Below are 21,458 nucleotides of genomic sequence, written 5' to 3' on the forward strand. Positions count from 1 at the left end.
GGATGCATGTGATGGAAGAACTCGTCCTCCCATGGTGTTGTGGAGCGGTCTTTGTCAGATGAATAGACGCTTGCCGTTCAGAGAGACTTCGCCGCTCGCTGTGATGCCGGAAGGCGTTGAATACTCGCGCGCGGACTCGATGCGAATTTGCCGCCAGATGCCACCGCTGCTCGCCGTGATGCCGGAAGGCGTTGAGCACTCCTTACCGGAGTGATTGGGCATGCCCTCGACCGAGGCCACCGCCGCTCGTCGTGATGCCGGAAGGCGTTGAGCACTCGAACACCGCCTGGGCGAGGTACGTCTGGGGGCCTGACCGCCGTTCGCCGTGATGCCGGAAGGCATTGAGCACAGGGTTACGCCCGCGATCTCGTCACCGAGAATGAGATTCCGCTGTTCGCCGTGATGCCCGAAGGCGTTGAGCACTCGTCCTGGCTGATGCCCGTCTTGGAGAGGCGCTGCGCCCCTCCTCTTGCCGTGATGTCGCAAGGTGTTGAACACACCTCCCACTTCGTGCTGCGGTTCGGCCAGTTCTCCGCTGCTCTCCGTGATACCGGAAGGCGTTGAGCATCACCTTGGCCGCCTTGTCGCGGAGGCGGGTGCGGGACCGCCGCTCTCCGTGATGCCGGAAGGCGTTGAGCACCTACTTCTTTCCGTAGAACTCCTTCAGCCTGTTGAACCGCCGCTCGCCGTGATGCCGGAAAGCGTTGAGTACTAGTAGTACCCGAACAGGGTGTCATCGTAGAAAACCGCCGCTCGCCGTGATGCTGGAAGACGTTGAGCACAAGCGGTCGCAGACGCCCGCGACCGACCTTGCCCCCGCCGCTCGCCGTGATGCCGGAAGGTGTTGAGCACAGGGGCCAGGCGCCGGCCGACACGGGCCCCCACACCCGCCGCTCGCCGTGATGCCGGAAGGCGTTGAGCACTAGCGCAGGCCATTGTTGAGGGCGCCCAGCGCGCCGCCGTTGCTCGCCGTGATGCCGGAAGGCGTTGATCGCTGGACCTCGGTGAGGATGCTCCAGTCGTTGTCGCTCCGTTGCTTGCCGTGATGTCGGAAGGCGTTGAGCATATTTGGGCCTCACGGATGATGCGCTTGCCGGTGGAGCCCGTTGCTCGCCGTGATGCCGGAAGGCGTTGAGCACCGCATGCCGATGTCGACAATCTGGTGCTCGACGCCGGCGCCTCTGCTCGCCGTGATGCCGGAAGGCGTTGAGCACGCCTCCTTCTGCTTGGCGATCTTCATCGTTCCATCCGAGACCGCCGTTCGCCGTGATGTCGGAAGGCGTTGAGCACGCCACCATGGTCGCGATGATCATGGGATTCATGTCGCCGCTCGTCGTGATGCCGGAATACATTGAGCACGTCTCGAAGATTAAGTCGGAGAAGCCGCCGATGTTCCATTGCTCGCCGCGATGCCGAAAGGCGTTGAGCACTACGGCTTGCGCAGCTCCGCCTCTTCATTCCTGCCGCCGCTTGCTGTGATGCAGGAAGGCGTTGAGTTCGTGGTGTAGATGAAGAATTTGTAGCTCTTCATCACCTCCTTCCGCTCGCCGTAATCCAGAAGGCGCTGATCACTGGCGCAAACCGTACCAGCGTACCAGTCTGACGCGCCGCCACTGCTCACCGTGATGCCGGAAGGCGTTGAGCACTACACCTCCAGCCTCATGTATTGCTCCGGCTTGCAGTCCACCGTTCGTCGTGATGCCGGAAGGCGTCGAGCACGTCATCCCCGTGTACGGCAGCGGCCGGTCATCCATCTCCGTTGCACGCCCTGATGCTGAAAGGCGTTGAGCACCCGATGCGCCGCGCCTCGGTCTTCTTGGTGCCCGGCGCCGCTGCTCGCCGTGATGCCGGAAGGCGTTGAGCACTCGAAGCCGTCCACGTCCTGCTTGAACCAGGGTAGGGCGCCTGCCACTCGCCGTGATGCCGGAAGGCGTTGCGCACCCCGGCCCCGTTCTCGTGCCCGTTCCCGGACCGCAGTGCTCGCCGTGATGGCGGAAGGCGTTGAGCATCAGAACATGTCCTGCTGCAACTCCGCGCGGAACTGCACCGAGCGAAGGACCCGCCGCTCGCCGTGATGCCGAAAGGCGTTGAGCACCTGAACTTGAAGCTCTTGCCGTCGGACTGGAAGCCGACTGCTGCTCGCCGTGATGCCGGGAGGTGTCGAGCCGGAAGTGTTGCCAATCTTCACATCTGTAAGGAACTCTGTTGCTTGCCGTGATGCCGGAAGGCGTTGAGTACCCGGGAAAGTCAGCGAAGCCCTCCTCTCGGTCCGTGACCCGCCGCTCGCCGTGATATCGGAAGGCGTTGAGCACTCGACCTTCTGCGCGAGAACCTCGGTCATTACGTCGACCGTCGCTCGCCGTGATGCCGAGAGGCGTTGAGCACTTCAGTTGCCCCGCCCCAAGGTCACGGTATGGGTCGCCGCCGCTCGCCGTAATGCCGGAAGGCGTTGAACACACGTTTCCGAACGCACAGTCTCCCTTGTTCAGGTTGACCGCCGCTCGCCGTGATGCAGGAAGGCGTCGAGCACTAGTGATCATTGGGGAAGAGCTTGATGTCCAGCGCCGCCCGCCGCTCGCCGTGATGCCGGAAGGCGTTGCGCCCTCCGCCCTCTCCGCGAGTTCCTCCTGAGTCAGCTTCCGCCGCTCGCCGTGATGCCGGAAGGCGTTGAGCACCCCTTCGGGCAGATGGTCCTCTTGACGAGGTCCATCCCGCTGCTCGCCGTGATGCCGGAAGGCGTTGAGCGCAAATCGTCGCCATACACCTCCTTGAACGTGGCGAAGCTGCTACTCGCCGTGACGCCGGAAGGCGTTGAGCACTTGCCGATGTCCGCCTGGATGGCCACCGACTTGTTCTGCTGCTCGCCGTGATGTCGGAAGGCGTTGAGCACGTCGCGGTGCGCGCGAACTCCATGGCGTGCTTTTTCGCCGCTCGCCATGATGCCGGAAGGCGTTGAGCACTCGACGGCGCGGACGACAATCGCGAGCGGGTATTTCGGCCGCTCACCGTGATGCCTGAGGGCGCTGAGCACTGCTCCACGTAGAAGGGGCCGCTGCCCGTCACCTTCCCGCTGCTCGTCGTGATGCCGGAAGGCGTTGAGCACTCCGATAACGGTTGCCTTATGTCGACTGTCGCGGTGCCGCACCTCGCCGTGCTATCGGAAGGCGGTGAGCACCGTCCCCAGCAGAGGATCGTCACCACCTGCTGCTGCTTGCCGTGATGCCGGAAGGCGGTTGAGCCTCGGACCCGCGGCTCTACTCGCTGCCCTGTCGCACAGCCGCATGTTTCACGCTGCGAACAGGTCCGACCCACTGGTTCTAGAAATTTTCCGCAGGGCCGTCCTTGCGGCTTATTGGCAATTTTCAGCTTTGACTTCCGAATCAATCCTGTGCGCGAATCGGACGTCATCCGGAAAGTCCGGAGGGCGGAACAATCACGGACGTATTCCCAAACGGCACGTCGGCGGGTGAGTCCTGCTGGCGGGAAGGAACCATATGAAGGCGTTCCAAGTCTCTGGTCGCGCGCGTCTGCCCCGGTGGGCACAAGCCCTCGTCATCACGACGCCCATGCTGCTCGTCGGCTGCGGCCTCGGTCAGCTCATGAGCGCTCCGTGGATCACCAACGCGAACAACAACAACGTCGTGTTCCTGGGCGACTCCATCTTCGCGCTCTCGGGGGAGATTCAGACCGCCCTCCACGCCAAGGCGGGTGGGACGTTCCGCAACTACACGACCTCCGGCGCGGAGATTGAAGGTGGCGTCATCACCCCCTCCGTCCGCGGCCAGTTCGACCTCGCCGAGTCCGATAACCCGAACAGCCACATCGTGGTGATGGATGGCGGCGGCAACGACATCCTCATCCCCACCATCGCGCTCGCCGACCCGTACAACTGCAAGACGCAGTGGTATGAGTTCGGCCGCCTGTCGCAGAGCTGCAAGGACTACATCGACGACATCTACGTCGAGGTCGCGGACCTGCTGAACGACATGTCGACCAGCGGCGTCACCGACGTCGTCTACCTCGGCTACTACCGCACCAAGTTCGGGCTCCTCAACGCCAGCGACCTCGACCAGGCCGTCGACTACGGAGACCAGATCCTCGGCAACGCGTGCGCGAACGCCGTCGTCGACTGCGACTTCGTCGACCCCCGCTCGGCCATCACCAACGCCGACATCAAGGCCGACGGCGTCCACCCGACGACCTCGGGCTCGAACAAGATCGCCAACCTCATCTGGGCCAAGCTGGAGCCGCGGCTCTGATGCTCGGTCGGCGCGGGAACATCATCGTCCTTCTCGCGGCCGGCACCCTCCTGTCGGCTGGCGCGTTCTCCCTCGTTCGAGGCGGGGACGCGCCGGTCGCACAGGCGGATGCGTCGCGGCCCGCGCCTGCTCCAGTGTCGCCCCCTGGGCAAGCGCCTCGGCGGACTGTCAGGCAGGACTCCGGACCGACACCGAAGGACCCGACCGCCGAGGTGTCCGCGCGCTGGATGCAGGAGGCTCGCGCTCTCGGCCAGGAGGAGGAGGCGAAGCGACGCGAACTCCTTGACGTGGACCCGACGCTCCCACTCGAGGCGCAGCAGGCAGTGTTCCTCGACCGGCTGTCCACCATCGCCGGCGTGGACCCTCGAAAGACAGAGGCCCAGCTGGTGCGGTCTCAGGCAACGGAGCTGTTCCTCCGGCTCGAGCCGGTGCAGGCCCACCTCGTCGGGATGTCGGTGGAGGAACGGCGCGCCGCCCTCGCGGACATCCGGCGGCGCATGGGCTACTCCGAGGAGCAGATCGCGCGCATGGCCGCGGAGGATGTGTACAAGGATGCCCGCTGGGAGAAAGGGCACGCGTACATGAAGGCGCGAGAGGCGCTGCTCTCACGGCTCGGGCAAGCGGACTCCCTGGACGCCGAGCTGGGCGCCTTGCGCGAGCAGTACTTCGGGCATGAGGCTTCGACGCTCGCGCGCGAGGAGGCCGCGGGGTTCTTCCGCTACCAGCGGCGCCGCATCTACGGGCGCAACTGAGGTGCTGTCTCCCCATGCACCAGGTCGGCGTGTCGAACCCCGCGCAGTCCTCGCGCCGGGTGGGGCCGCTCATGGGGGCCGACGTGACTTGACGCTCCGCGTGAGCCTCCGGATGATTCACGTTGAAGCATCGAGCCCTCCTTTCTCGAGCGAGTCCGATAACATCGATGATACACGCCTACTTCGGAATGGCCCCCAAGTTCACGCTCATCCCTCCGCGCATCGGAGACGTGATGACGATGGGCAAGATGGACAAGTACCTCAAGGCGATGGAGACCATCGGTGGCTTCGAGTTCGCCGCGAAATACACGAGGGGCGCCGTTGAGGGTCCCAACAAGTCGTTCAAATACGCGGACTTCGGCAACGTGTGTTTCACGAAGGAGGTGAAGGGCGCGTGCAACGGCGAGGTGAACTTCGCCAACTTCGCCGACGCGTTCCTCGGTGTGAATGGTCTGTTCGGCAAGGCGCCCTACCTGACGGACGACGCCAGCCAGCCCTTCCTCTTCGGCATCATCGACCACAACAGCGCCCACCACATGTCCTGGCCGCTGGTGGCACGGGCCATGAAACGCGCGACCAAGGAGGACGCGCTCGTCCTCAACTTCGACGCCCATTACGATTACGGCGTGGCTGGTAGCGAGTCCATCCACTGCAGCACCTGGGCCGTGAAGCTCTTCGAACCGTGCGGCCATCTCGTGTCGGGCCGCCTCGCCACCGCCTATTCCGCCATCGGCCTCCAGCGCAATCGCAACCAGGAGGCCATCTCGGGTGACTTCTCCACCATGGTGGTCACCGACAAGGGCCAGGACAAGAAACAGGCACACATCTCCACGGGGACCAACACCCACGGCGGCTCCGAGGTCGAGGGCCTGCTGGCGTCCATCGAGGCCAAGGCCGGGCTGACCGGCAAGGCGTACTCGGTCTACATCACCTTCGACCGCGACATCTCGGAGGTGAGCTGCACTCCCTACAAGGACGGACAGCACACGCCGGAGCACTCCCAGCTCGCCGTGCTGGAGGTCATGAAGCTGCTCGCCCAGCGCGGCTGTGAGCTGGTCGGATTCGATGTCTGCGGGCTGCCCAACTCGGATGGCGCCACGACCGTCAAGGGCAAGAACCAGAACGACTCCGTCGACTACGCGTTCGACGACATCAAGAGGTTCACCGAGGCTTGCAGGGGCTTCATCGCCTGAGACCGCGGTCGGCGCGACCTCCGCGCCGTGATGAAGCCGGCGAGGAGGGGAGCAGGTCCCCGTTTCGGGCGCGGCGGCCCAGGCTGTCCTGCTCCAGGGGACGCCTCAACGAGATGGGCAGTCGCAGCCCGCCCATCACTCCCGTCGTCCGTCTCTTCGAGGCCTCCCCCGCGGCCCAGGTGCGGCTGCCGCCCATGGCCGCCGGAGCCACATCTCGGGGCGCGAGCTACGCCCCCATGGTTACTTCCGGGTGCTGCTCACGCACGTCCAGGCGCGGGAGAACACGGAAGGCAGGCCCATCGTCGACTGGAGCTCCGCCCATACCTCCACATGGAACGACGCGGACCCGGCGGCGGACTCAGGTTGGGCAGGTCCTGCCCACATGACTACAGCGTCCGGGACCAAATGGGGTGGGGCCGATGACCTCCACGCTGTACGAGGAGACCGCCGCGAGCATCCTGCAAAAGGATGCGCCGCTGCGTGCCCTCTCCACCGAAGGTGGCGCCGCGCCCGACGGCTTCCGCGAGCCCCTCGACCTGTCCGGGACGAAGCGCGCCACGTCGAAGGACTGCGCGCAGCTCCACGAGGCCCCGCGCCTGACGGGCTGCCTCTGGCTCGACTTCGAGTCCGGCGAGCCGGACAGCCAGGACAAGTGGGGCCGGAGCCCGCTCGTATCCCAGGCCGGTCAGCTCGACGAGTGGGCCTGGGCCAGCATCCTCCCCGACTTCCGGACCGCCGCCGAGGAGGCGTCATCTGAGGAGGGCTGCGCCGAAATCCTGGCGGGCCTTCGGCTCGAAGCCTGTTGCCGGTGGCCCACGCGCTCGCCGTGGCGCGGCTCGCGCACAGGAGACCGCTAGGGTCCCCCCGAGCTCCGAGGCGTGCCCGTCACCGCCGCGCCGACGGACGTGGGCGTCACCTCGCCCACGCTCATCAGGGCCTCGCGGTTCTTGACGAGGATGAACACGCCCATCACCACGAGCAGGCCGGAGAAGGCCGTCTTCAGCGTGGCCTGGGACACGAAGTGGGAGGCCCAGGTGCCGGTCAGGATGCCGGCCACGGCGATGGCCGTGAAGACACCCAGCGCGCCCCACGGCACCTCGACATGGCCGAGGTAGCCCGCGAAGCCCACCAGCGAGTTGAGCGCGATGACGAGCAGGCTGGTCCCCACCGCCTGCTTCATCGGCAGCCCCACCAACAGCACCAGCGCCGGGACGATGAGGAACCCTCCCCCCACGCCCACCAGCCCCGTGAGCCCGCCCACCCCCAGGGCCGCCAGCACCATGACGGGCACGGGCGCCTTGTGGGGCGAGGGCGCGCTCGCGGCGTCGCGTCGGCCGTTGCGGAACATGAAGAACGCGGACACCAGCATCACCGCCGCGAACAGCAGCAGCTGCGTCGCCCCGGACAGGAGCGCCGACAGCCTCGCCCCGCCATAGGTCCCCGCCATGGCCACCAGCGCGAACAGGAGCGCCGCCCGGAACCGGACGTTCCCCTTGCGCCAGTGGCTCGCCGCGCCCACCAGGCTCGTGACGCCCACCACCGCCAGGCCCATGGCGATGGACTCCTTGGCGCCGAAGCCCAGGACGTACACGAGGATGGGGACGGTGAGGATGGAGCCGCCGCCGCCAAGCAGGCCGAGCGACAGCCCCATCAACGCCGCCAATGAGAAGCCGAGCAGTTCCATGGTGTCCTTCCCCGTGACGCGTGCTCAGCCCGGGAGCGGCTCACGCACGGCGAGCATCCCGCCCGCCAGGTTGTAGAGGTGCTGGAAGCCGGCCCGGGCCAGCAGCCCCGCCGCCCGGGCGGAGCGCCCGCCCGAGCGGCAGATGAGCAGCAACGGCGCCTCGCGGGGCCACGTCACCGCCACGCGCTCGAGCGTGTCCAACGGGACGAGCTCGGCGCCGGGCAGATGGCCCAGCGGCCCCGTGAACTCGTCCGGCTCGCGCACGTCGATGCGCCGCGTTCCCGGGGCGAGCGTGTCGAGCTGCGCGGGTGTGATGTCTCGATAGGGAATCGGTGTCGTCATGTCATGACTCCAGCCCGCGAGGGCGTCAGGCCCCCTGGGGCGCGGGCGCCGTGTGTCCACAGGCCCGGTTGGCGGGGACCGCGATGTCTATCTTTCGCGGCTTGGGCAGGTTCAGGTTCTCCATGATGTGGATGAACTCCGCCTCGCTCTTGCCCGCCACGCGGGGGTTGTGCCGCTTCTCCTCGGCGATGCTCGACACCGTGCGCCCCAGGTAGTCATGGCCGGGATACACGAGCGTCGAGTCGGGCAGGGTGAAGAGGACGCGCGTGAGGCTGTCGTACAGCTGCCGCGCGTTCCCGTTCTGGAAGTCCGTGCGGCCGTTGCCCCGGATGAGCAGGGCATCCCCCGTGAACACGCGGTCCCCGAGCAGGTAGCTGAGGCTGTCGTCCGTGTGCCCCGGCGTGGCGAGCACCCGGAAGACGAGCTCGCCCACGCGCACCTCGTCCCCGTGACGGACATGCATGTTGGCGCAGCTGGCGCCCCCCACGCCGCCCACCACCGTGGCCTGCGTGCGCTCGCGCAGCACGCCCGACGCGGTGACGTGGTCGGCGTGGACGTGTGTGTCGAAGACGTGGGTGAGCGTCAGGTCCAGCTCGGCCACCAGCTTCAGGTCGCGCTCGACCTGCTCGAGCACCGGGTCGATGAGGACGGCGTGGCGCGTGGCCTCGTCGCCGAGGAGATAGGTGTACGTCGAGGACTCCGCATCGAAGAGTTGTCGGAAAATCATGTCGTTGCCTCCTGAGGGTGAGAGCCCGACGCGTTCCAAAAGGATTCTTCACGCCCGCGCGAATCCTTTCCGGCGCGCACGGGCTCTCACGTGACATGGCTTCTTCCTTCCTGCTTCCTCTCCTCGGCGGCGCGCTCATCGGGTTGAGCGCATCCCTGCTCCTGTGGGCCAACGGCCGGGTCGCCGGTATCAGCGGCGTGGTGGGCTCGCTGCTGGCCCCCGTGCGCGGTGACGTCGCCTGGCGCGTGCTGTTCTTCCTGGGGCTGCTGTCGGGCGGGCTGCTGCTCGTCTGGCTGCGTCCCGAGACCTTCCCCGCGTCCGCCTCCCTGGGCGCCCACGGCACGCTGGTGCTGGTGGGCGCCGGGTTGCTCGTGGGCCTCGGCTCGCGGCTGGGCAACGGCTGCACCAGCGGTCACGGCGTCTGCGGTCTCAGCCGAGGCTCGCAGCGCTCCTTCTGGGCCACGCTCACCTTCATGACCACCGGCGCCCTCACCGTCTTCGTGGTCCGTCACGTCCTCTAACGGAAACTCCCGATGCGTCTTCTCATCACTGCCTTCCTCAGCGGTCTCATCTTCGCCCTCGGACTGGGGCTTGCCGGCATGACGGACCCGGCCAACGTCCAGGGCTTCCTCGATGTCGCGGGCGACTGGGATTACCGGCTCGCCTTCGTCATGGGCGGCGCCATCGCGGTGCACGCGGCGCTGCGTCCCCTCATCCTCCGGCGCGGGCGGCCGCTGTTCGCCCCGCGCTTCCCCGACCTCCTCCGGGGCAGGCCGGACGCGAAGCTCCTGGCGGGCTCGGCCCTCTTCGGCGTGGGCTGGGGGCTCGGCGGTTACTGCCCTGGTCCCGCGCTCACCTCGGTGGCGAGCGGCGCGCCCCAGGTGCTCGTCTTCGTGGCCGCGATGTTCGGCGGCTTCCTCCTCGCGCGCCTGCCATGGGCGCGCGGGAACGCGGGGGCGCGGAGCCCCGGCTCAACGACGGTGGAGCCGCTCTCCTCGCCTTGAGGCGGGAACTCGACACGAACCACGGGGAGGGAGGGAATCCAAATCCCTCCCTCCCCACGACTTCACAGCCTACGGGCTGAACGTCCCCGTGAGCACGCTGGCGCGGGCACGCGGCAGCGCGCGCTTGAACGGGCTCGTCGCCAGGTCGGAACCGGGCTGGTACCAGCTCTGGATTTCAGCGAAGTACGTCTGGCCCGACTGGAGCACGCCCGGCGGCAGGTACACGCTCTGCAGGTCGGTGTGCAGCGACGTCACGCGAGTCGCGGTGGTGGCGCCGTTGCTCGTGCCCAGCCGGTAGATGTTCACCACATAGTTCGTGGCCGTGCCAATCAGCGGCTTCGACCAGCGCAGCGAGGCGTCCGTGCCCACGCCCGTGAGGGTCTGGAACGCGCCACGGGTGTTGACGAGCGGCGCCTGCACCGGCCCGATGAGGGGCTGCACCGGCGCTGCGGAGAACGCGCTCGCCTCCTGGTCCACGCGGATGTCCACGCTCATGGTGAAGGGCGTCGCCGTCCCCAGCGCGTACGTCTTCGTGAAGCCCGCGGCCGCCAACGCCACCTTCTGCCACGTCGCCGGCAACGGGTTGTTGTAGGTCATGCTCCCCGTGACGATGTCGGTCTTCAGCGCGTCAGGATTGAGCTTCACCAGGAGCGGCGGCCCGCTGATGGACGCGAGCGCCTGGCCCACCGCGGCCGGCCGCGCGGACATCCAGATTTCGTTGTACGTGCTCACCGCGCTCGGGTTCACCTGGGTGCGCAGGGCGTCGAACGCCGAGCGCCTCCAGTCCACCGAGAACGTGCCCGTCGCGGCGGGCTGGGTGAAGGTCCCACTGACGGAGGTCGACTGGCCATCCGCATGGGTCAGGTTCGCTTCGAGCACCTTGTGCATCGAGCGGTAGGGCACGCCCATGGGGCTCGACTGCAGCCGCATCTGCGCCAGCGAGAACACATCCCCGAAGGCGAGGTGGTTGAGCAACACGGGGTTGGTCATGTTGGCGTAGTCGAAGCTCAGCGCGGAGAACGACGTCGCGCCCGCCTGGGGGAACCCCGTCTCGTTGCCGTAGAGGTAGCCGAACGCCCCCGGGTTCAACGAGTACATGTCCAGGTAGTCCCCCGACTGCCAGGGAGACAGGCCGGACGCGGACACCGTCACGGGGGTCGGCTGCCAGGGGAAGAGGCCATTGCGCCCCCACTCCGTGGAGCCCAGGTCGAACGTGCGGCCCGTGCTCACCAGGAAGCGCGAGCCCACCCTCAGGTAGATGCGGCCGGAAGGGACGTTGGGCACGGAGATGCTGCCGTCCGCGGCGCCCGAGCCCGGGTACGCCGTGAACGCTCCCGTCGTTGAATCCCGCGTGTAGGCCACCACCGTCGTGGCGGACTGGTTGTAGGAATTCGTCACATTGCCTGACGACGTGACGAACGTCACCGGGCTCGTCCCCGTGACCTGCGTGTTCAGTCCCTGGATGACCTGGGAGGCGGAGTCCTCCGCCACGGAGGTCTCCATCGCCTCGCCTTCCTCGAGGCCCGCGCAGCCGGCCCCCGTCAGTCCGACCAGGAGACCCAGGGAAAACAATGAGCTTTTCATGTGGATGAATGATGTCCCGTTGAGACGGCGTCCGGAATGGCGCCGCTGGAGATGATTCATATCGCGCGGGTCTGACATTGATTGATGTGTCTGGGTATTTGTATGGGAATGAAACTTCGGCATCGAACCGCGATGCACGCGGTGATACCGGAGTCGCTTCGCCCCCGCGCTTTGTCAGAGGGGGCTGGTAGGGTCCTTTTCGTCCGCCAGACCTCCGGGCGGACGCGACATGGGGCCCCATGCTCGTCGCGTCGGGGGGACACCGTTCCTGCTCGCGAGGGGCCGGTCTCGTCACGGCCGCGTGTGGTGTGCTGCCGCTCGCATCGAGGTGTGCCGTTGCCAGGTCCTGGATCCAGGCCTGGTCGTGCATGGCCGTCGCGGTGGCGCAGCCTCACCCCGCGGCGTCGGCGAGACCAGGCCCTTGCAATTGCAGGCTTTGAGTGGGACCGCGACGCGCCTGTCGGTGCCTCGCACCCTTGCGGCGCGGTCGCCTTGTCTCCACAGGTGCTGTTGGCGGGGAGCGCGATGTCTGTCTTTCGGAGCCTGGGCGGGTGGAGGTTCTCCAGGATGTGGAGGAACTCCTCCTCGCGCACGCCTGCTTCCTTCCTGGCAGGGGCGCTCGCCGGCATGAGGTACTCGCACTCCAGTGCGTGAGCCCCTGATACGCCGGGCGTGGGAGCGATGCCCCGTTCCATCGTGGGAACTTCCCACCCGGGTCGCCGTGTCTTCCCTGCCGTGAGCCCCCGCGCCTTCATCGAACGAGCTCTGGAGCACCTGCCCGCCCTGCGGCGCGTGGGCCGCCGGCTGACGGGCAGCGCGGTGGAGGCCGACGACCTGGTGCAGGAGACGCTGGCGCGCGCCCTGGAGCAGCGAGGCGCACTGAAGGAGCCCGCGAGCCTCAAGGCCTGGCTGCTCGCCGTACAACGCACCGTGTTCCTCAACTCCCGGCGTGGGCTGCGGCCCCGCCTGGAGGTGCTGGAGGGTGGGAGAGGTCAGCCGCTCCCGCCCGAGCCCTCCGCCGACCTCGAAGTGGAGCTGCATGCGCACGCCTTGAGCGAGGGGATGCGCGCGGCGCTCGACGCTCTGGCGCCCGAGTGGCGCGACGCGCTGTGGCTCCGCGAGGTCGAGGAACTGAGCTACGACGAGATTGCCCAGGTCCAGGGGTGCCCGGTGGGCACCGTGCGCTCACGGCTGGCACGGGCGCGACTGGCGGTGTTCGACTTCCTCGAGAAGGAGAAGTCCCATGGAAGCCTGTAGCCCCGGCTGGCAGGAGCGGCTCTCCGCGTGGTTCGACGGCGAGGTCTCGGCATCCGAGCGCCGCGAGGTGGAGCAGCACCTGCCCCGATGCGCCGGCTGTGCTCGGGAGGCGTCCCGTTACGCTTCGCTGCGGCGGACCCTGCAGACAGAGCGCGCCATGGAGGCCCCGGTTCCGTTGGCGCTGGCGGGACGAGTCACCGGACTGGCGCCGCGCCCGAGGTGGGCCTCTCCCCCGCGAAGGCTGGCGGCGGGCGTGGCCGTGGCGCTCGCGTCGGTGGGGCTCTTGTGGACGTCCTGGCCCGGCGGGATGAACGAGGCGCTGGCGATGGACCTGGAGCGGCATCACCTCAAGGCCTTCTCGCGCGTGACGCCCTGTGAGTTCGAGTCCTCGGACCCCGCGGCGGTGAAGGCGTGGGTGGAGCGGGAGGTGGGCTACCCCGTGGACGTGCCGGTGGTGCCCGGGGCGACGCTCCTGGGCGCGCGGCGCTGCAGACTGCACGGCAAGCTCTCCGCTTCGCTGCTGTACCGACATGAGGGGGGCAAGGCGATGACGCTCTTCCTGCCCCTGCCGGGCTCGCAGGCGGCGAAGGAGGCGGCGCGCTTCGCGGGCGATGGCCCCCGCTGCACCCGAGGGCCCGTGGGCGAGCGCATCTGCGTGGCGCCCGGTGGGGACGCGCGGGCCTCGCTCGCCGTCTCCGAGCTAGAGCCCGACGTGCTCCTGGCCGCGCTGGCCCGCCTGGCCCCCTGACCCGGGCCCTTCGCGCCCCCCGGGAATCAGGACGCATGCCAGGGCGCTGAATCCTTTTGCCGCCGTCCTGGCTCTGACCGGGCTGAACCCACACTCCCGGGGGCACTCCGCCTCCGGTGTCGGATGGAGCCGTCATGAAGGTCGCCCTCGCCGTCACCGCCGCCCTGCTCGTGGGGCTGGTCCTCACCGCCTGCTCACACCTGCGCGCGGGAGACCCCGCCGTGGCGGATGAGGCGCGCCGCCGGGTGGAGGCGGGGGCCACGCTGGTGGATGTCCGCTCGCCCGAGGAGTTCGCGGACGGTCACCTGCCGGGCGCGGTGAACATCCCGGTGGGGGAGCTGGCGCGGAGGCTCGGCGAGCTGGGGCCGCCGACCACCCCCGTGGTCGTCTACTGCCGCAGTGGCGCACGCAGCGGCCGCGCCGAGCGTCTGCTGAAGGAGCAGGGGTTCCAGGATGTCCTCGACCTGGGCCCCATGTCCGCGTGGCGGTGAGGCGCGTGGTGCAAAGGCGTCACGGCACTTCGGCGCGGGGCCTGTCGCGGCGCGAAGCAGCGAGGTGCTCCGCATGGCGTCCCGTCCGCGCACGAGCCTGGGCGCTCCTCCTAGGTGGAGGTTCGAGGTGGAGCGCTCCTGGTCGGGAGCGTCGCGACGCTTGCGGTGTGTCCGCCCGGTCGGCGCGCGCCGTTGAGGCGGTCCCGTTCCCCGGGCGCCTGGACGCCTCGTGGCGGAAGCCCGAGGGACACGCCTTGGGCCCGGGAACTCCGCGACGCATGAGACGTGTCCTCCCCGGCGTCACCCGCCATCCCTCCCCAGGTGCTCGATGAAGTTCCGTCCCCTGTTCGCACTGCTCGCGTTGGTCTCCGGTTGCGCGGCGTCGCCGAAGTCCGCCGCGCCGCCCTCGAAGCGTCAACAGCTCACCGTCCTCTACGTGGCCGACCTGCACGCGCAGCTGCGCGCGCACCCGGAGCTGTTCTGGCGCGACGGCGAGGAGCGCATCGAGCTGGCGGGTGGCTTCGCGCGCCTGTCCGCCGCCATCCAGCGCATCCGCGCCGAGCGGGGTGGCGACGTGCTGGTGCTCGACGGCGGTGACACGATTCAAGGCTCGGGCGCGGCGGCGCTCACCGAGGGCCGCGCGCTCATCGCGCCGCTCAACGCCCTGGGCCTGGACGGCGCGGTGCCGGGGAACTGGGAGGTGGTGTACGGCCCCCAGGTGCTTCGCCAGCGCGCCCGTGAGCTGAAGCATCCGCTCTTCGCCGCGAACGTGCGCGACGCGGCGAGCGGCGAGCGGCTCTTCCCTCCCTCCCTGGTGAAGGACGTGGGGGGCGTGAAGGTCGCCGTGGTGGGCTTCACGGACCCGGACGTCCCGCGTCGACAGCCGCCCGGATACAGCCAGGGGCTGCGCTACGACGGCCCGGAGGCGCTGCCCACGCTGGTGCGCGAGGCGCGCGAGCGCGACGGCGCGCAGGTGGTGCTGTTGTTGTCCCACGTGGGGCTCGCCAAGGCCGTGGGGCTCGCGGCCCGGGTGCCCGGCGTGGATGTCCACCTGTCCAGCGACACGCACGAGCGCACCTATGCCCCCATCGAGCAGGCGGGCACGTGGGTGGTGGAGCCCGGCGCGTTCGGCTCCTTCCTCGGCCGGCTGGACCTGTGGCTCGAGGAGGGGAAGGTGGTGGACCGCCGCTGGGAGCTCATCGAGCTGACCGCGTCGCGCTTCCCCGAGGACCCCGAGATGGCGCGGCAGGTGGAGGCCGCGCTCGCCACGCACGACGAGGCGCTCCTGGCGCAGGTGGGCCACACCGACGTGACGCTCGCGCGCTACGCGGTGGTGGAGAACCCGCTGGACAACATGCTGGCGGACGCCATCCGCGCCGCGGGCGGGACCGAGATTGGCCTGTCCAACGGCTTCCGCTTCGGCACGCCGCTGTTGCCCGGGCCCGTGCGCGAGGCGGACCTGTGGAACCTCTTCCCCGTCACCAACAAGTTGAAGACAGGCAAGGTGAGCGGCCGCCAGCTGCGCGCCTTCTGGGAGCAGGAGCTGGAGAACGTCTTCGCGAAAAACCCGGAGCACCGCTTCGGTGGATGGCTGCCGCGCCCCTCGGGGATGACGGTGCGCTTCCGCGCCGACGCACCCAAGGGCCAGCGTGTCCTCGCGCTCGAGGTCGCGGGGGAGCCGGTGGTGGACTCGCGCCTGTACACCGTGACGGCCTGCGAGCGCGACGGCGACGCGCCGGACATGTTGTGTCGAATCCCCGGCGCGCTGGAGCCCCACGTGCTCGACCTGGACGCGCACGAGGCGGTGCGCCGCTTCCTCGCCGGCGCGCCTCGACTGAGCGACGCGCTGGAGGGCCGCGCGGTGGGCGAGGACCTTCCGGCCGTGCTCCGCACCCAGCAGGTCTCGCGGTGAGCCCCGCGCCGGACCCACGACGTCACGAACCCGGGCATGAGATGACCGCACCTGTCGCCGCTCCCTCCTCGACCGTCGTCACCGAACCCCAGGCGATGTGGCGCCGACGCCTGCCGGGCCTGGGGCTCGCCGCCGCGCTGGCGGGCGTCAGCTACGCGCTGGCGCTCCTGCCCGGCCTGAAGGTGGTGGGGCCGCTCACAGTGGCCCTGCTGCTGGGCATCTCGCTGCGCACGTCGCTGGGGCTCTCGCCCGTGTGGAGGGAGGGCACGCGCTACGCGGCGCGCACGGTGCTGCGGCTGGGCATCGTGCTGATGGGGGCGCGGCTCGACTTCGGGCTGGTGGCGAAGGTGGGCCCGCGCGTGCTGATGCTGTCGGTGGCCGTCATCGTCGTCGGCATCCTCGGCATCCGGTGGGTGACGCGCCGCTTCGGCGTCCCGGAGAAGCTGGGGACGCTGCTGGCGGTGGGGACGTCCATCTGCGGCGCCAGCGCGGTGGTGGCCGCCAGCTCCGTCACGCGCGCGGAGGAGGAGGACACCACGCTGGCGGTGGGCCTGTGCGGCGTCCTGGGCACCGTGGGCGTCCTCTTCTACGTCTTCGTGGGGCCGCTCCTGGGGCTGAGTGACGCGCAGCTCGCCATCCTCTCCGGGGCCACGCTGCACGAGGTGGCGCAGGTGATGGCCGCGGCCTTCACGTTTGGCGCCGACGCCGGGGACCTGGGCACGCTGGTCAAGCTCACCCGCGTGGTGCTGCTAGCGCCGGCGCTCGTGGTGCTGGGGCTCGTCTCCGGGGTCGGCGGGAAGGTGCGCTACTCGCTGAAGGAGCCGCCCATCCCCTGGTTCGTCATCGGCTTCCTCGCGGTGGGCGTGCTGGGCACAGTGGGGGTGGTGCCCGCCTGGGCCCGGGCGTGGCTGTCCACCGCCAGCGTCTTCCTCATGGTCCTGGCCATGGCGGCCATGGGCCTGGGCACCCACCTGAGCATGGTCCGCCGCGCGGGCCTGCGCGTCGTCTACGCGGGGCTGGTCGGCTTCGCCGCGCTGGCCCTGTTCGCCTGGGGCCTCATCCACCTGCTGTCCATCCAGTAGTCCTCCTGTCGGAGTCCGTCCCGATGAATCGCCTCGTGTTGCTGCTCGTCACCTCGCTCGCCACCGTCCCCCTGGCCGCCTCCGGCTCGACGCCCTCCGAGGCGCGGCGGACGCCCGCGCCCCAGGGCAAGCTCGTCTTCGTGGCCACCACGGGCCTGGAGGATCTCGGCACGCTCTCCAGCGCCTTGCGCCACGCCAGGAGCGCGAAGGAGTCGGGGCACCTCTCGGACGTGGTGTGGCTCACCTACGGCCGCGCGGTGGTGGCGCTGGACCCGACGGTGAAGGCGGTGCCGGAGGAGGTCCGGCAGGCGGCCCAGGCCGCGAAGGCCGCGGGCGTGCGACTGGTGGCGTGCGGCACCGCGCTCCAGAAGTTCGGCATCGACCCGAAGAAGCTCCAGCCCCAGGCGGAGGTGGTGGACAATGGGGTGGCGGAGCTGGCGCGCCTGGTCGCCGAGGGGTATCAGCTCATCCGTTACTAGCGAGGCCGGGGCGAGCTGGCGCGCCCGGGGGGCCGCCCGAGCTCGCGGGCGGGCGCTCGGGCCCGTGGCCTCGGTTGCCGGGCGCTGCTCGCCGAGGCTGGCAGGGGAGGGCCCTCCAGGAAGGCGCGCAGGGGCTCCGACGTTCTTTCGAGGAGGAGGTGGGAGGCGGATGTCGACGCGAACCGACGAACAGTTGATGGAGGCCGCGCGCTCGGGAGATGGCGAGGCCCTGGACGAGGTCCTCACCCGTCACGAGAAGCAGGTGTATCGCTTCGGGCTGCGCATGTGCGGCTCGGAGGAGGACGCCAAGGAGGTCCTCCAGGAGACGCTGCTGTCGGCCTTCCGCGGCCTCCACGCGTTTCGCGGCGACGCGGCGCTGTCCACGTGGCTGTTCCAGGTGGCGCGCACGCACTGCCACCGCCTGCGCCGTCGTCGTGTGGGCGCGCCCGAGGACTTCCAGCCGCTCGACGCGCCCGAGGCCTCCAGGGTGGCCGCGGACGGGGCGACTCCGGACCAGGTGTCCCAGGTCCGGCAGCTGGGGGAGGTGTTGCAGGCGGCCATCCTCGCGCTGCCGGAGGCGCAGCGCGAGGTGCTCATCCTCCGGGACGTGGAGGGGCTGACGGCCGAGGAGGCCGCCGACGTGGTGGGCATCGAGGTGCGCGCCCTCAAGAGCCGGCTGCATCGCGCGCGGATGCTGCTGCGCGAGCACCTGGCCACCCTCCTGGGCCAGGAGGGCCCGGGGCAGCAAGCGGGGTGTCCGGAGCTGGCGCGGGAGCTGACGGAGGAGCTGGACCAGGCCGCCTGCATCCGCCTGGAGGACCACCTGTCACGCTGTCCTCGGTGCAACGAGGCCTGCGACGCGCTCAAGCGCACCGTCTCGTTGTGTCGGCGCATCCCCGGAGACGCCGTCCCCGCCCCGGTGCGCGCCGCGGTACGGCAGGCGCTGGCCCGCGCGGTGCCGGCGTGAGCCGCCGGGCCGCGCCCACCGCTCAGATCATGTTCCCCGCCGCCCACGAGCCCCACGCGGTGAGGCTGGTGTAGCTGACCTGCAGGTCCGCCAGCGTGAGCGGGACGATGTTCACCTTGCCGTCCGTCTTGCCCACGTTCTGCTCCGCCGCCGCGCGCCACTGGTCGACGTTCTTGGGCATCCCCCAGTGCTCGAAGATTTCCTCCCGCATCGCCTTCACGAACGCTCCGTCCTGGATGACGGCGCTCACCTCGGCGTCGAACTGCATGCTGCGGTAGGTCCAGTTGCTGCTCCCGATGAAGGCCAGCTTGTCGTCGACGATGGCCACCTTCGAGTGCACATACGGCGACTTCCCCTTCGCGCCGTTGAGCAGCGGTGAGTACATGCTGAAGGACTCGGACTCGATGGCCGTGATGTTCTCCAGGTACTCCCACGTCCCCAGCCAGGCCGTCTTCAGCTTCCAGTGGACGCCCCGGTTCATGAACTGCGACGCCGGACGGAACGGTAGGTTGGGATGCTTCCACGACTGCATCAGCGAGTCGTCCCCCGCATGCAGCCGCTTCTCCAGGTCCGTGATGTACGTGTCGTTGTCCAGGCAGCCCGTCTTCTGGACCTGCGGCGACGGCGGCAGCAGCAGCGAGCGGCCGCTGAGAATCCATCCCTCGTAGCGCAGGCTGCAGTCCTTGAGGTCGCTGGCCTTCACCTTGCCGGCGCTCTTCGAGGTGAAGCTGGTCATCCCCGCCATCGCGATGGCCCGGAAGGCGAAGTTCATCACGTACGCGTACCCGCTGTAGTCCCCGAGCACCGTCTCCTTCGGGTGTGGGACCATCAGGATGATGCGCACCCCGCGCGCCGCGGCGGCGACCAGCGCGTCGATGATGCACGGGTCCGTCAGCGCCTGGTTCTCCATGTAGACGAACTGCTTCGCCTTCTGGATGTGGCCCACCAGCTCCTTGCGGATGTCCCGCTCGGCCTTCTTGCCCTGGATGTCCGTGGTCACGAACGTCACGGCCTTGCCGCCGCCGCTCCTGTCCGGGGTGTGGGGCGCGGCGGGTGGCGTCTTGCCCGCCCACAGCTCCGACCAGTAGTGCCCCACGACGCGGTGGATGTCTCCCTTCAGGTGCACGGCCGCGTCGTGCCAGTGATTGGCCGCGTCATGCGTCGTGGCGGACTTGTAGTCCTCGCCCAGGTTCATCCCGCCCAGGAGCAGGTCCTCGCTGCCGGAGGTCTTGAACAGGGCAATCTTGATGTGGAGGCTGGTGAAGGGGTGCAGCGTGGTGCCTGCGTACGAGTGGTATTTGAACTCCAGGCTCCCGTCGGGGAACTTCCACTCCGTGAGCAGGTGCTTCCACTTGTCCAGCCACGCGGTCCAGTCCTCGCGCCAGAAGTGGTGATGCGGCACGAAGCACTCGGACTTCCAGCCGTTCCACAGGATGACCTGGACCTTCACCCCCGCCTTCGCGGCCGAGGAGAGCGCCTGCGCGAGCGTACGCTGCGGCGCTCCGTCCACCGCGGGCAGCGTGAGCGACGGGTCCGCCTTCCAGTACGCCAGGCGGATGGTGGCGCCCTTGCCGTCCAGCTCCGCGCGGCGGATGTGCCGGTGCAGCTCCAGGAAGAACTTGTCACCGTCGAGGATGAAGTTCGCGGTGTCGCAGCTGGTGTCGACGCGCATCGTGGGGGCGTGCCGGTGCAACCCGAGGGCCACGCGCGGGGGCCGGGGGCGCGTCGTGAGTCGACACGCCTCCGGGGGCTCTCGCGTTCAAGCCCGACGCAGGTGCGTTCCCGCGTGACGCCGGGCTACTTCCCCTCGAGCTCCGCCGCCCAGATGTCCTTCACGCCGCCGATGTGGTCGAAGGCGCAGTGGGTCGCACCGGCGACGACCTTCTCCTCCAGCGGGAAGGCGTAGCCGCGGAACGCGGTGAGGCTGGCCTGGATGTCGGTGAGGTACTCGTCCTTGTCACCGTAGGCGTAGACCAGTCGCGTGGAGCCGCGCAGCTCGGGGCGCGTGCTGTCCCAGTCCAGCTTGCCGCCCCAGGGCGCCTCGCCGCCGCAGCCCAGCGCGTACACGCCCCGGTAGCGGTCGCCGTACCTGGGCAGGAAGCTGGCGGTGAGGAATACCGAGCCACCCGAGGAGCCGCCGAAGAGGATGGGCTCGTTGATGATGTTCCAGCCCTTGCGCAGGGCATCGAGCACCTCCACCAGCGTGGCCGCGTTGTCACCCGCGAGGTCGCGGTCGGCCTCCGTCCCCTCGACGGCGCAGTTGGTCACCGAGGGCTTGGTCCACCACGCGCACTTGTTCGGCGCCAGCACGGAGACATAGAGCGTGTCGTTGTCGTAGGCCCACGGCGCCTGGAGGCGCGGCGCGGTGTCCCCCGTGTGCGCCCGGGCCCCATCGCCGTGCAGGTAGACGGCCAGACGCATCGGCGCGGGGACGATGCCCACCCGAGGCTCGATGATCTTCAGCTCCGCGCCCGCCACCTGCGTGACGCAGTACGGATACGTCTGGCTGTTGCTCGTCACCGAACCGGTGCGCTCACAGGGCAGCTTCCCCGAACCGCCAGAGGTCCCCGGGCCCGCGTCCGGCTGGGGCGTGGGGCCGCCGTCACCCGAGCCCGCGTCCGTCCCCGCGTCGGTTCCGGAGTCCGAGCCATCGGGTGTTCCCGCGTCCGAGCCGGCATCCGGCGTGGGTGTGGGGTCGGGGTCGTCCGAGCAGGCGGTGAGGGACAGCGCGAGGAGGGCGGAGACGAGGAGACGGAGCATGGTGTGTCTCGGCAGGGGAATGAGAACGGTCCCAGGCTACCGCGTCCCCACCCACACGACGCCGCCATCCGCCACCGGGTGACCCTGGCTGTGTTCACCGGTGGCCCTTGGGGCGTCCGTGCTCGTGTCGGGCCGGCTTGCGTGGACGCGGTGCTCGCATCGACGAGGCTCCTGGCGCGGCCCTCTACGCGACAATCCCTCTCATGCCGCGCGCTGG

Annotated in this window: 23 protein-coding genes; 13 read left to right on the forward strand and 10 right to left on the reverse strand. The window is 69.2% G+C overall.

The window, feature by feature from the left end:
- Positions 1-54: 54 nt before the first annotated feature.
- The 4 genes from OWM54_RS22415 to OWM54_RS22430 all read right to left on the reverse strand — a co-directional run bounded on the left by OWM54_RS22415 (position 55) and on the right by OWM54_RS22430 (position 3,103).
- A complete protein-coding gene (locus OWM54_RS22415) occupies positions 55-240 on the reverse strand; it encodes a hypothetical protein (protein ID WP_267698791.1) in 186 nt (61 codons plus the stop codon).
- 682 nt (positions 241-922) lie between these two features.
- Positions 923-1,066, reverse strand: a complete 144-nt coding sequence (locus tag OWM54_RS22420) for a hypothetical protein (protein WP_267698792.1) — start codon at positions 1,064-1,066, stop codon at positions 923-925.
- A 9-nt stretch (positions 1,067-1,075) separates the two neighbouring features.
- Positions 1,076-1,240, reverse strand: coding sequence for a hypothetical protein (locus OWM54_RS22425; RefSeq protein ID WP_267698793.1), 165 nt, complete (start codon positions 1,238-1,240; stop codon positions 1,076-1,078).
- A gap of 1,392 nt (positions 1,241-2,632) precedes the next feature.
- Positions 2,633-3,103, reverse strand: coding sequence for a hypothetical protein (locus OWM54_RS22430; RefSeq protein ID WP_267698794.1), 471 nt, complete (start codon positions 3,101-3,103; stop codon positions 2,633-2,635).
- Positions 3,104-3,494: 391 nt separating this feature from the next.
- Here OWM54_RS22430 and OWM54_RS22435 point away from each other — a divergent pair, with 391 nt between their 5' ends.
- From OWM54_RS22435 to OWM54_RS22450, 4 genes are all read left to right on the forward strand, one after another.
- The gene (locus OWM54_RS22435) at positions 3,495-4,259 is read left to right on the forward strand and encodes an SGNH/GDSL hydrolase family protein (RefSeq protein ID WP_267698795.1); all 765 of its coding nucleotides are present in this window, start codon (positions 3,495-3,497) and stop codon (positions 4,257-4,259) included.
- 287 nt (positions 4,260-4,546) lie between these two features.
- Positions 4,547-5,011, forward strand: coding sequence for a hypothetical protein (locus OWM54_RS22440; protein ID WP_267698796.1), 465 nt, complete (start codon positions 4,547-4,549; stop codon positions 5,009-5,011).
- A gap of 167 nt (positions 5,012-5,178) precedes the next feature.
- Positions 5,179-6,204: an arginase family protein gene (locus OWM54_RS22445; RefSeq protein WP_267698797.1), complete on the forward strand. Its 1,026-nt coding sequence runs from the start codon at positions 5,179-5,181 to the stop codon at positions 6,202-6,204.
- A 419-nt stretch (positions 6,205-6,623) separates the two neighbouring features.
- Positions 6,624-7,061: a hypothetical protein gene (locus OWM54_RS22450; RefSeq protein WP_267698798.1), complete on the forward strand. Its 438-nt coding sequence runs from the start codon at positions 6,624-6,626 to the stop codon at positions 7,059-7,061.
- On the opposite strand, the gene OWM54_RS22455 is transcribed toward OWM54_RS22450, so the two are convergent.
- The 3 genes from OWM54_RS22455 to OWM54_RS22465 are packed head-to-tail and all read right to left on the reverse strand — an operon-like array spanning position 7,058 to position 8,957.
- Positions 7,058-7,888 (reverse strand): sulfite exporter TauE/SafE family protein, encoded by an 831-nt coding sequence (locus OWM54_RS22455; RefSeq protein WP_267698799.1) that lies wholly within the window; start codon positions 7,886-7,888, stop codon positions 7,058-7,060. The two genes, OWM54_RS22450 and OWM54_RS22455, sit on opposite strands and share 4 nt — an antisense overlap.
- Before the next feature lie 24 nt (positions 7,889-7,912).
- Complete coding sequence (locus OWM54_RS22460; protein WP_141329155.1) at positions 7,913-8,230, reverse strand: rhodanese-like domain-containing protein; 318 nt, start codon at positions 8,228-8,230, stop codon at positions 7,913-7,915.
- Positions 8,231-8,255: 25 nt separating this feature from the next.
- Entirely contained in the window at positions 8,256-8,957 is a 702-nt protein-coding gene (locus OWM54_RS22465; protein ID WP_267698800.1) for an MBL fold metallo-hydrolase, read from the reverse strand.
- Between the two features lie 95 nt (positions 8,958-9,052).
- On the opposite strand from OWM54_RS22465, the gene OWM54_RS22470 reads away from it, so the two are divergent.
- Entirely contained in the window at positions 9,053-9,478 is a 426-nt protein-coding gene (locus tag OWM54_RS22470) for a YeeE/YedE family protein (RefSeq protein WP_267698801.1), read from the forward strand.
- A gap of 12 nt (positions 9,479-9,490) precedes the next feature.
- Positions 9,491-9,961: a DUF6691 family protein gene (locus tag OWM54_RS22475; RefSeq protein ID WP_267698802.1), complete on the forward strand. Its 471-nt coding sequence runs from the start codon at positions 9,491-9,493 to the stop codon at positions 9,959-9,961.
- A gap of 69 nt (positions 9,962-10,030) precedes the next feature.
- Here the strand turns inward: OWM54_RS22475 and OWM54_RS22480 are convergent, their stop codons facing one another.
- A complete protein-coding gene (locus OWM54_RS22480) occupies positions 10,031-11,545 on the reverse strand; it encodes an ABC transporter substrate-binding protein (RefSeq protein ID WP_267698803.1) in 1,515 nt (504 codons plus the stop codon).
- Between the two features lie 735 nt (positions 11,546-12,280).
- Here OWM54_RS22480 and OWM54_RS22485 point away from each other — a divergent pair.
- The 7 genes from OWM54_RS22485 (at position 12,281) to OWM54_RS22515 (ending at position 18,481) form a co-directional block, all read left to right on the forward strand.
- A complete protein-coding gene (locus tag OWM54_RS22485; RefSeq protein WP_223750855.1) occupies positions 12,281-12,802 on the forward strand; it encodes an RNA polymerase sigma factor in 522 nt (173 codons plus the stop codon).
- Positions 12,789-13,550 (forward strand): anti-sigma factor family protein, encoded by a 762-nt coding sequence (locus OWM54_RS22490; protein ID WP_267698804.1) that lies wholly within the window; start codon positions 12,789-12,791, stop codon positions 13,548-13,550. Before OWM54_RS22485 ends, OWM54_RS22490 begins: the two co-directional genes overlap by 14 nt.
- A gap of 134 nt (positions 13,551-13,684) precedes the next feature.
- Entirely contained in the window at positions 13,685-14,041 is a 357-nt protein-coding gene (locus tag OWM54_RS22495) for a rhodanese-like domain-containing protein (protein WP_267698805.1), read from the forward strand.
- Between the two features lie 328 nt (positions 14,042-14,369).
- Positions 14,370-15,953: a bifunctional metallophosphatase/5'-nucleotidase gene (locus OWM54_RS22500; RefSeq protein ID WP_267698806.1), complete on the forward strand. Its 1,584-nt coding sequence runs from the start codon at positions 14,370-14,372 to the stop codon at positions 15,951-15,953.
- A gap of 41 nt (positions 15,954-15,994) precedes the next feature.
- Positions 15,995-17,035 carry a YeiH family protein gene (locus OWM54_RS22505; RefSeq protein WP_223750859.1) on the forward strand — a complete coding sequence of 347 codons (1,041 nt, stop codon included), beginning with the start codon at positions 15,995-15,997 and terminating at the stop codon, positions 17,033-17,035.
- 23 nt (positions 17,036-17,058) lie between these two features.
- On the forward strand, positions 17,059-17,514 hold the full coding sequence (locus OWM54_RS22510) for a DsrE family protein (protein ID WP_267698807.1): 456 nt from the start codon (positions 17,059-17,061) through the stop codon (positions 17,512-17,514).
- 169 nt (positions 17,515-17,683) lie between these two features.
- On the forward strand, positions 17,684-18,481 hold the full coding sequence (locus OWM54_RS22515; protein ID WP_267698808.1) for a sigma-70 family RNA polymerase sigma factor: 798 nt from the start codon (positions 17,684-17,686) through the stop codon (positions 18,479-18,481).
- 22 nt (positions 18,482-18,503) lie between these two features.
- On the opposite strand, the gene OWM54_RS22520 is transcribed toward OWM54_RS22515, so the two are convergent.
- Together OWM54_RS22520 and OWM54_RS22525 are read right to left on the reverse strand one after the other, a co-directional pair.
- Positions 18,504-20,153 (reverse strand): phospholipase D-like domain-containing protein, encoded by a 1,650-nt coding sequence (locus OWM54_RS22520; RefSeq protein ID WP_267698809.1) that lies wholly within the window; start codon positions 20,151-20,153, stop codon positions 18,504-18,506.
- A gap of 125 nt (positions 20,154-20,278) precedes the next feature.
- Positions 20,279-21,241, reverse strand: coding sequence for a hypothetical protein (locus OWM54_RS22525; RefSeq protein WP_153882704.1), 963 nt, complete (start codon positions 21,239-21,241; stop codon positions 20,279-20,281).
- Between the last annotated feature and the right edge of the window lie 217 nt (positions 21,242-21,458).

Origin of the sequence: Myxococcus sp. MISCRS1 (assembly GCF_026626605.1) — a bacterium.
Taxonomy (GTDB): domain Bacteria; phylum Myxococcota; class Myxococcia; order Myxococcales; family Myxococcaceae; genus Myxococcus; species Myxococcus fulvus.

Bases quoted from the DNA above. Each gene is read 5' to 3' on its own strand.
- OWM54_RS22425 (WP_267698793.1), bottom strand. From the start codon at position 1,240: ATGAAGATCGCCAAGCAGAAGGAGGCGTGCTCAACGCCTTCCGGCATC.
- OWM54_RS22510 (WP_267698807.1), top strand. From the start codon at position 17,059: ATGAATCGCCTCGTGTTGCTGCTCGTCACCTCGCTCGCCACCGTCCCC.
- OWM54_RS22520 (WP_267698809.1), bottom strand. From the start codon at position 20,153: ATGCGCGTCGACACCAGCTGCGACACCGCGAACTTCATCCTCGACGGT.
- OWM54_RS22455 (WP_267698799.1), bottom strand. From the start codon at position 7,888: ATGGAACTGCTCGGCTTCTCATTGGCGGCGTTGATGGGGCTGTCGCTC.
- OWM54_RS22490 (WP_267698804.1), top strand. From the start codon at position 12,789: ATGGAAGCCTGTAGCCCCGGCTGGCAGGAGCGGCTCTCCGCGTGGTTC.
- OWM54_RS22505 (WP_223750859.1), top strand. From the start codon at position 15,995: ATGACCGCACCTGTCGCCGCTCCCTCCTCGACCGTCGTCACCGAACCC.
- OWM54_RS22495 (WP_267698805.1), top strand. From the start codon at position 13,685: ATGAAGGTCGCCCTCGCCGTCACCGCCGCCCTGCTCGTGGGGCTGGTC.
- OWM54_RS22500 (WP_267698806.1), top strand. From the start codon at position 14,370: ATGAAGTTCCGTCCCCTGTTCGCACTGCTCGCGTTGGTCTCCGGTTGC.
- OWM54_RS22480 (WP_267698803.1), bottom strand. From the start codon at position 11,545: ATGAAAAGCTCATTGTTTTCCCTGGGTCTCCTGGTCGGACTGACGGGG.
- OWM54_RS22470 (WP_267698801.1), top strand. From the start codon at position 9,053: ATGGCTTCTTCCTTCCTGCTTCCTCTCCTCGGCGGCGCGCTCATCGGG.
- OWM54_RS22460 (WP_141329155.1), bottom strand. From the start codon at position 8,230: ATGACGACACCGATTCCCTATCGAGACATCACACCCGCGCAGCTCGAC.
- OWM54_RS22420 (WP_267698792.1), bottom strand. From the start codon at position 1,066: ATGCTCAACGCCTTCCGACATCACGGCAAGCAACGGAGCGACAACGAC.
- OWM54_RS22450 (WP_267698798.1), top strand. From the start codon at position 6,624: ATGACCTCCACGCTGTACGAGGAGACCGCCGCGAGCATCCTGCAAAAG.
- OWM54_RS22515 (WP_267698808.1), top strand. From the start codon at position 17,684: ATGTCGACGCGAACCGACGAACAGTTGATGGAGGCCGCGCGCTCGGGA.
- OWM54_RS22465 (WP_267698800.1), bottom strand. From the start codon at position 8,957: ATGATTTTCCGACAACTCTTCGATGCGGAGTCCTCGACGTACACCTAT.
- OWM54_RS22435 (WP_267698795.1), top strand. From the start codon at position 3,495: ATGAAGGCGTTCCAAGTCTCTGGTCGCGCGCGTCTGCCCCGGTGGGCA.
- OWM54_RS22445 (WP_267698797.1), top strand. From the start codon at position 5,179: ATGATACACGCCTACTTCGGAATGGCCCCCAAGTTCACGCTCATCCCT.
- OWM54_RS22475 (WP_267698802.1), top strand. From the start codon at position 9,491: ATGCGTCTTCTCATCACTGCCTTCCTCAGCGGTCTCATCTTCGCCCTC.
- OWM54_RS22525 (WP_153882704.1), bottom strand. From the start codon at position 21,241: ATGCTCCGTCTCCTCGTCTCCGCCCTCCTCGCGCTGTCCCTCACCGCC.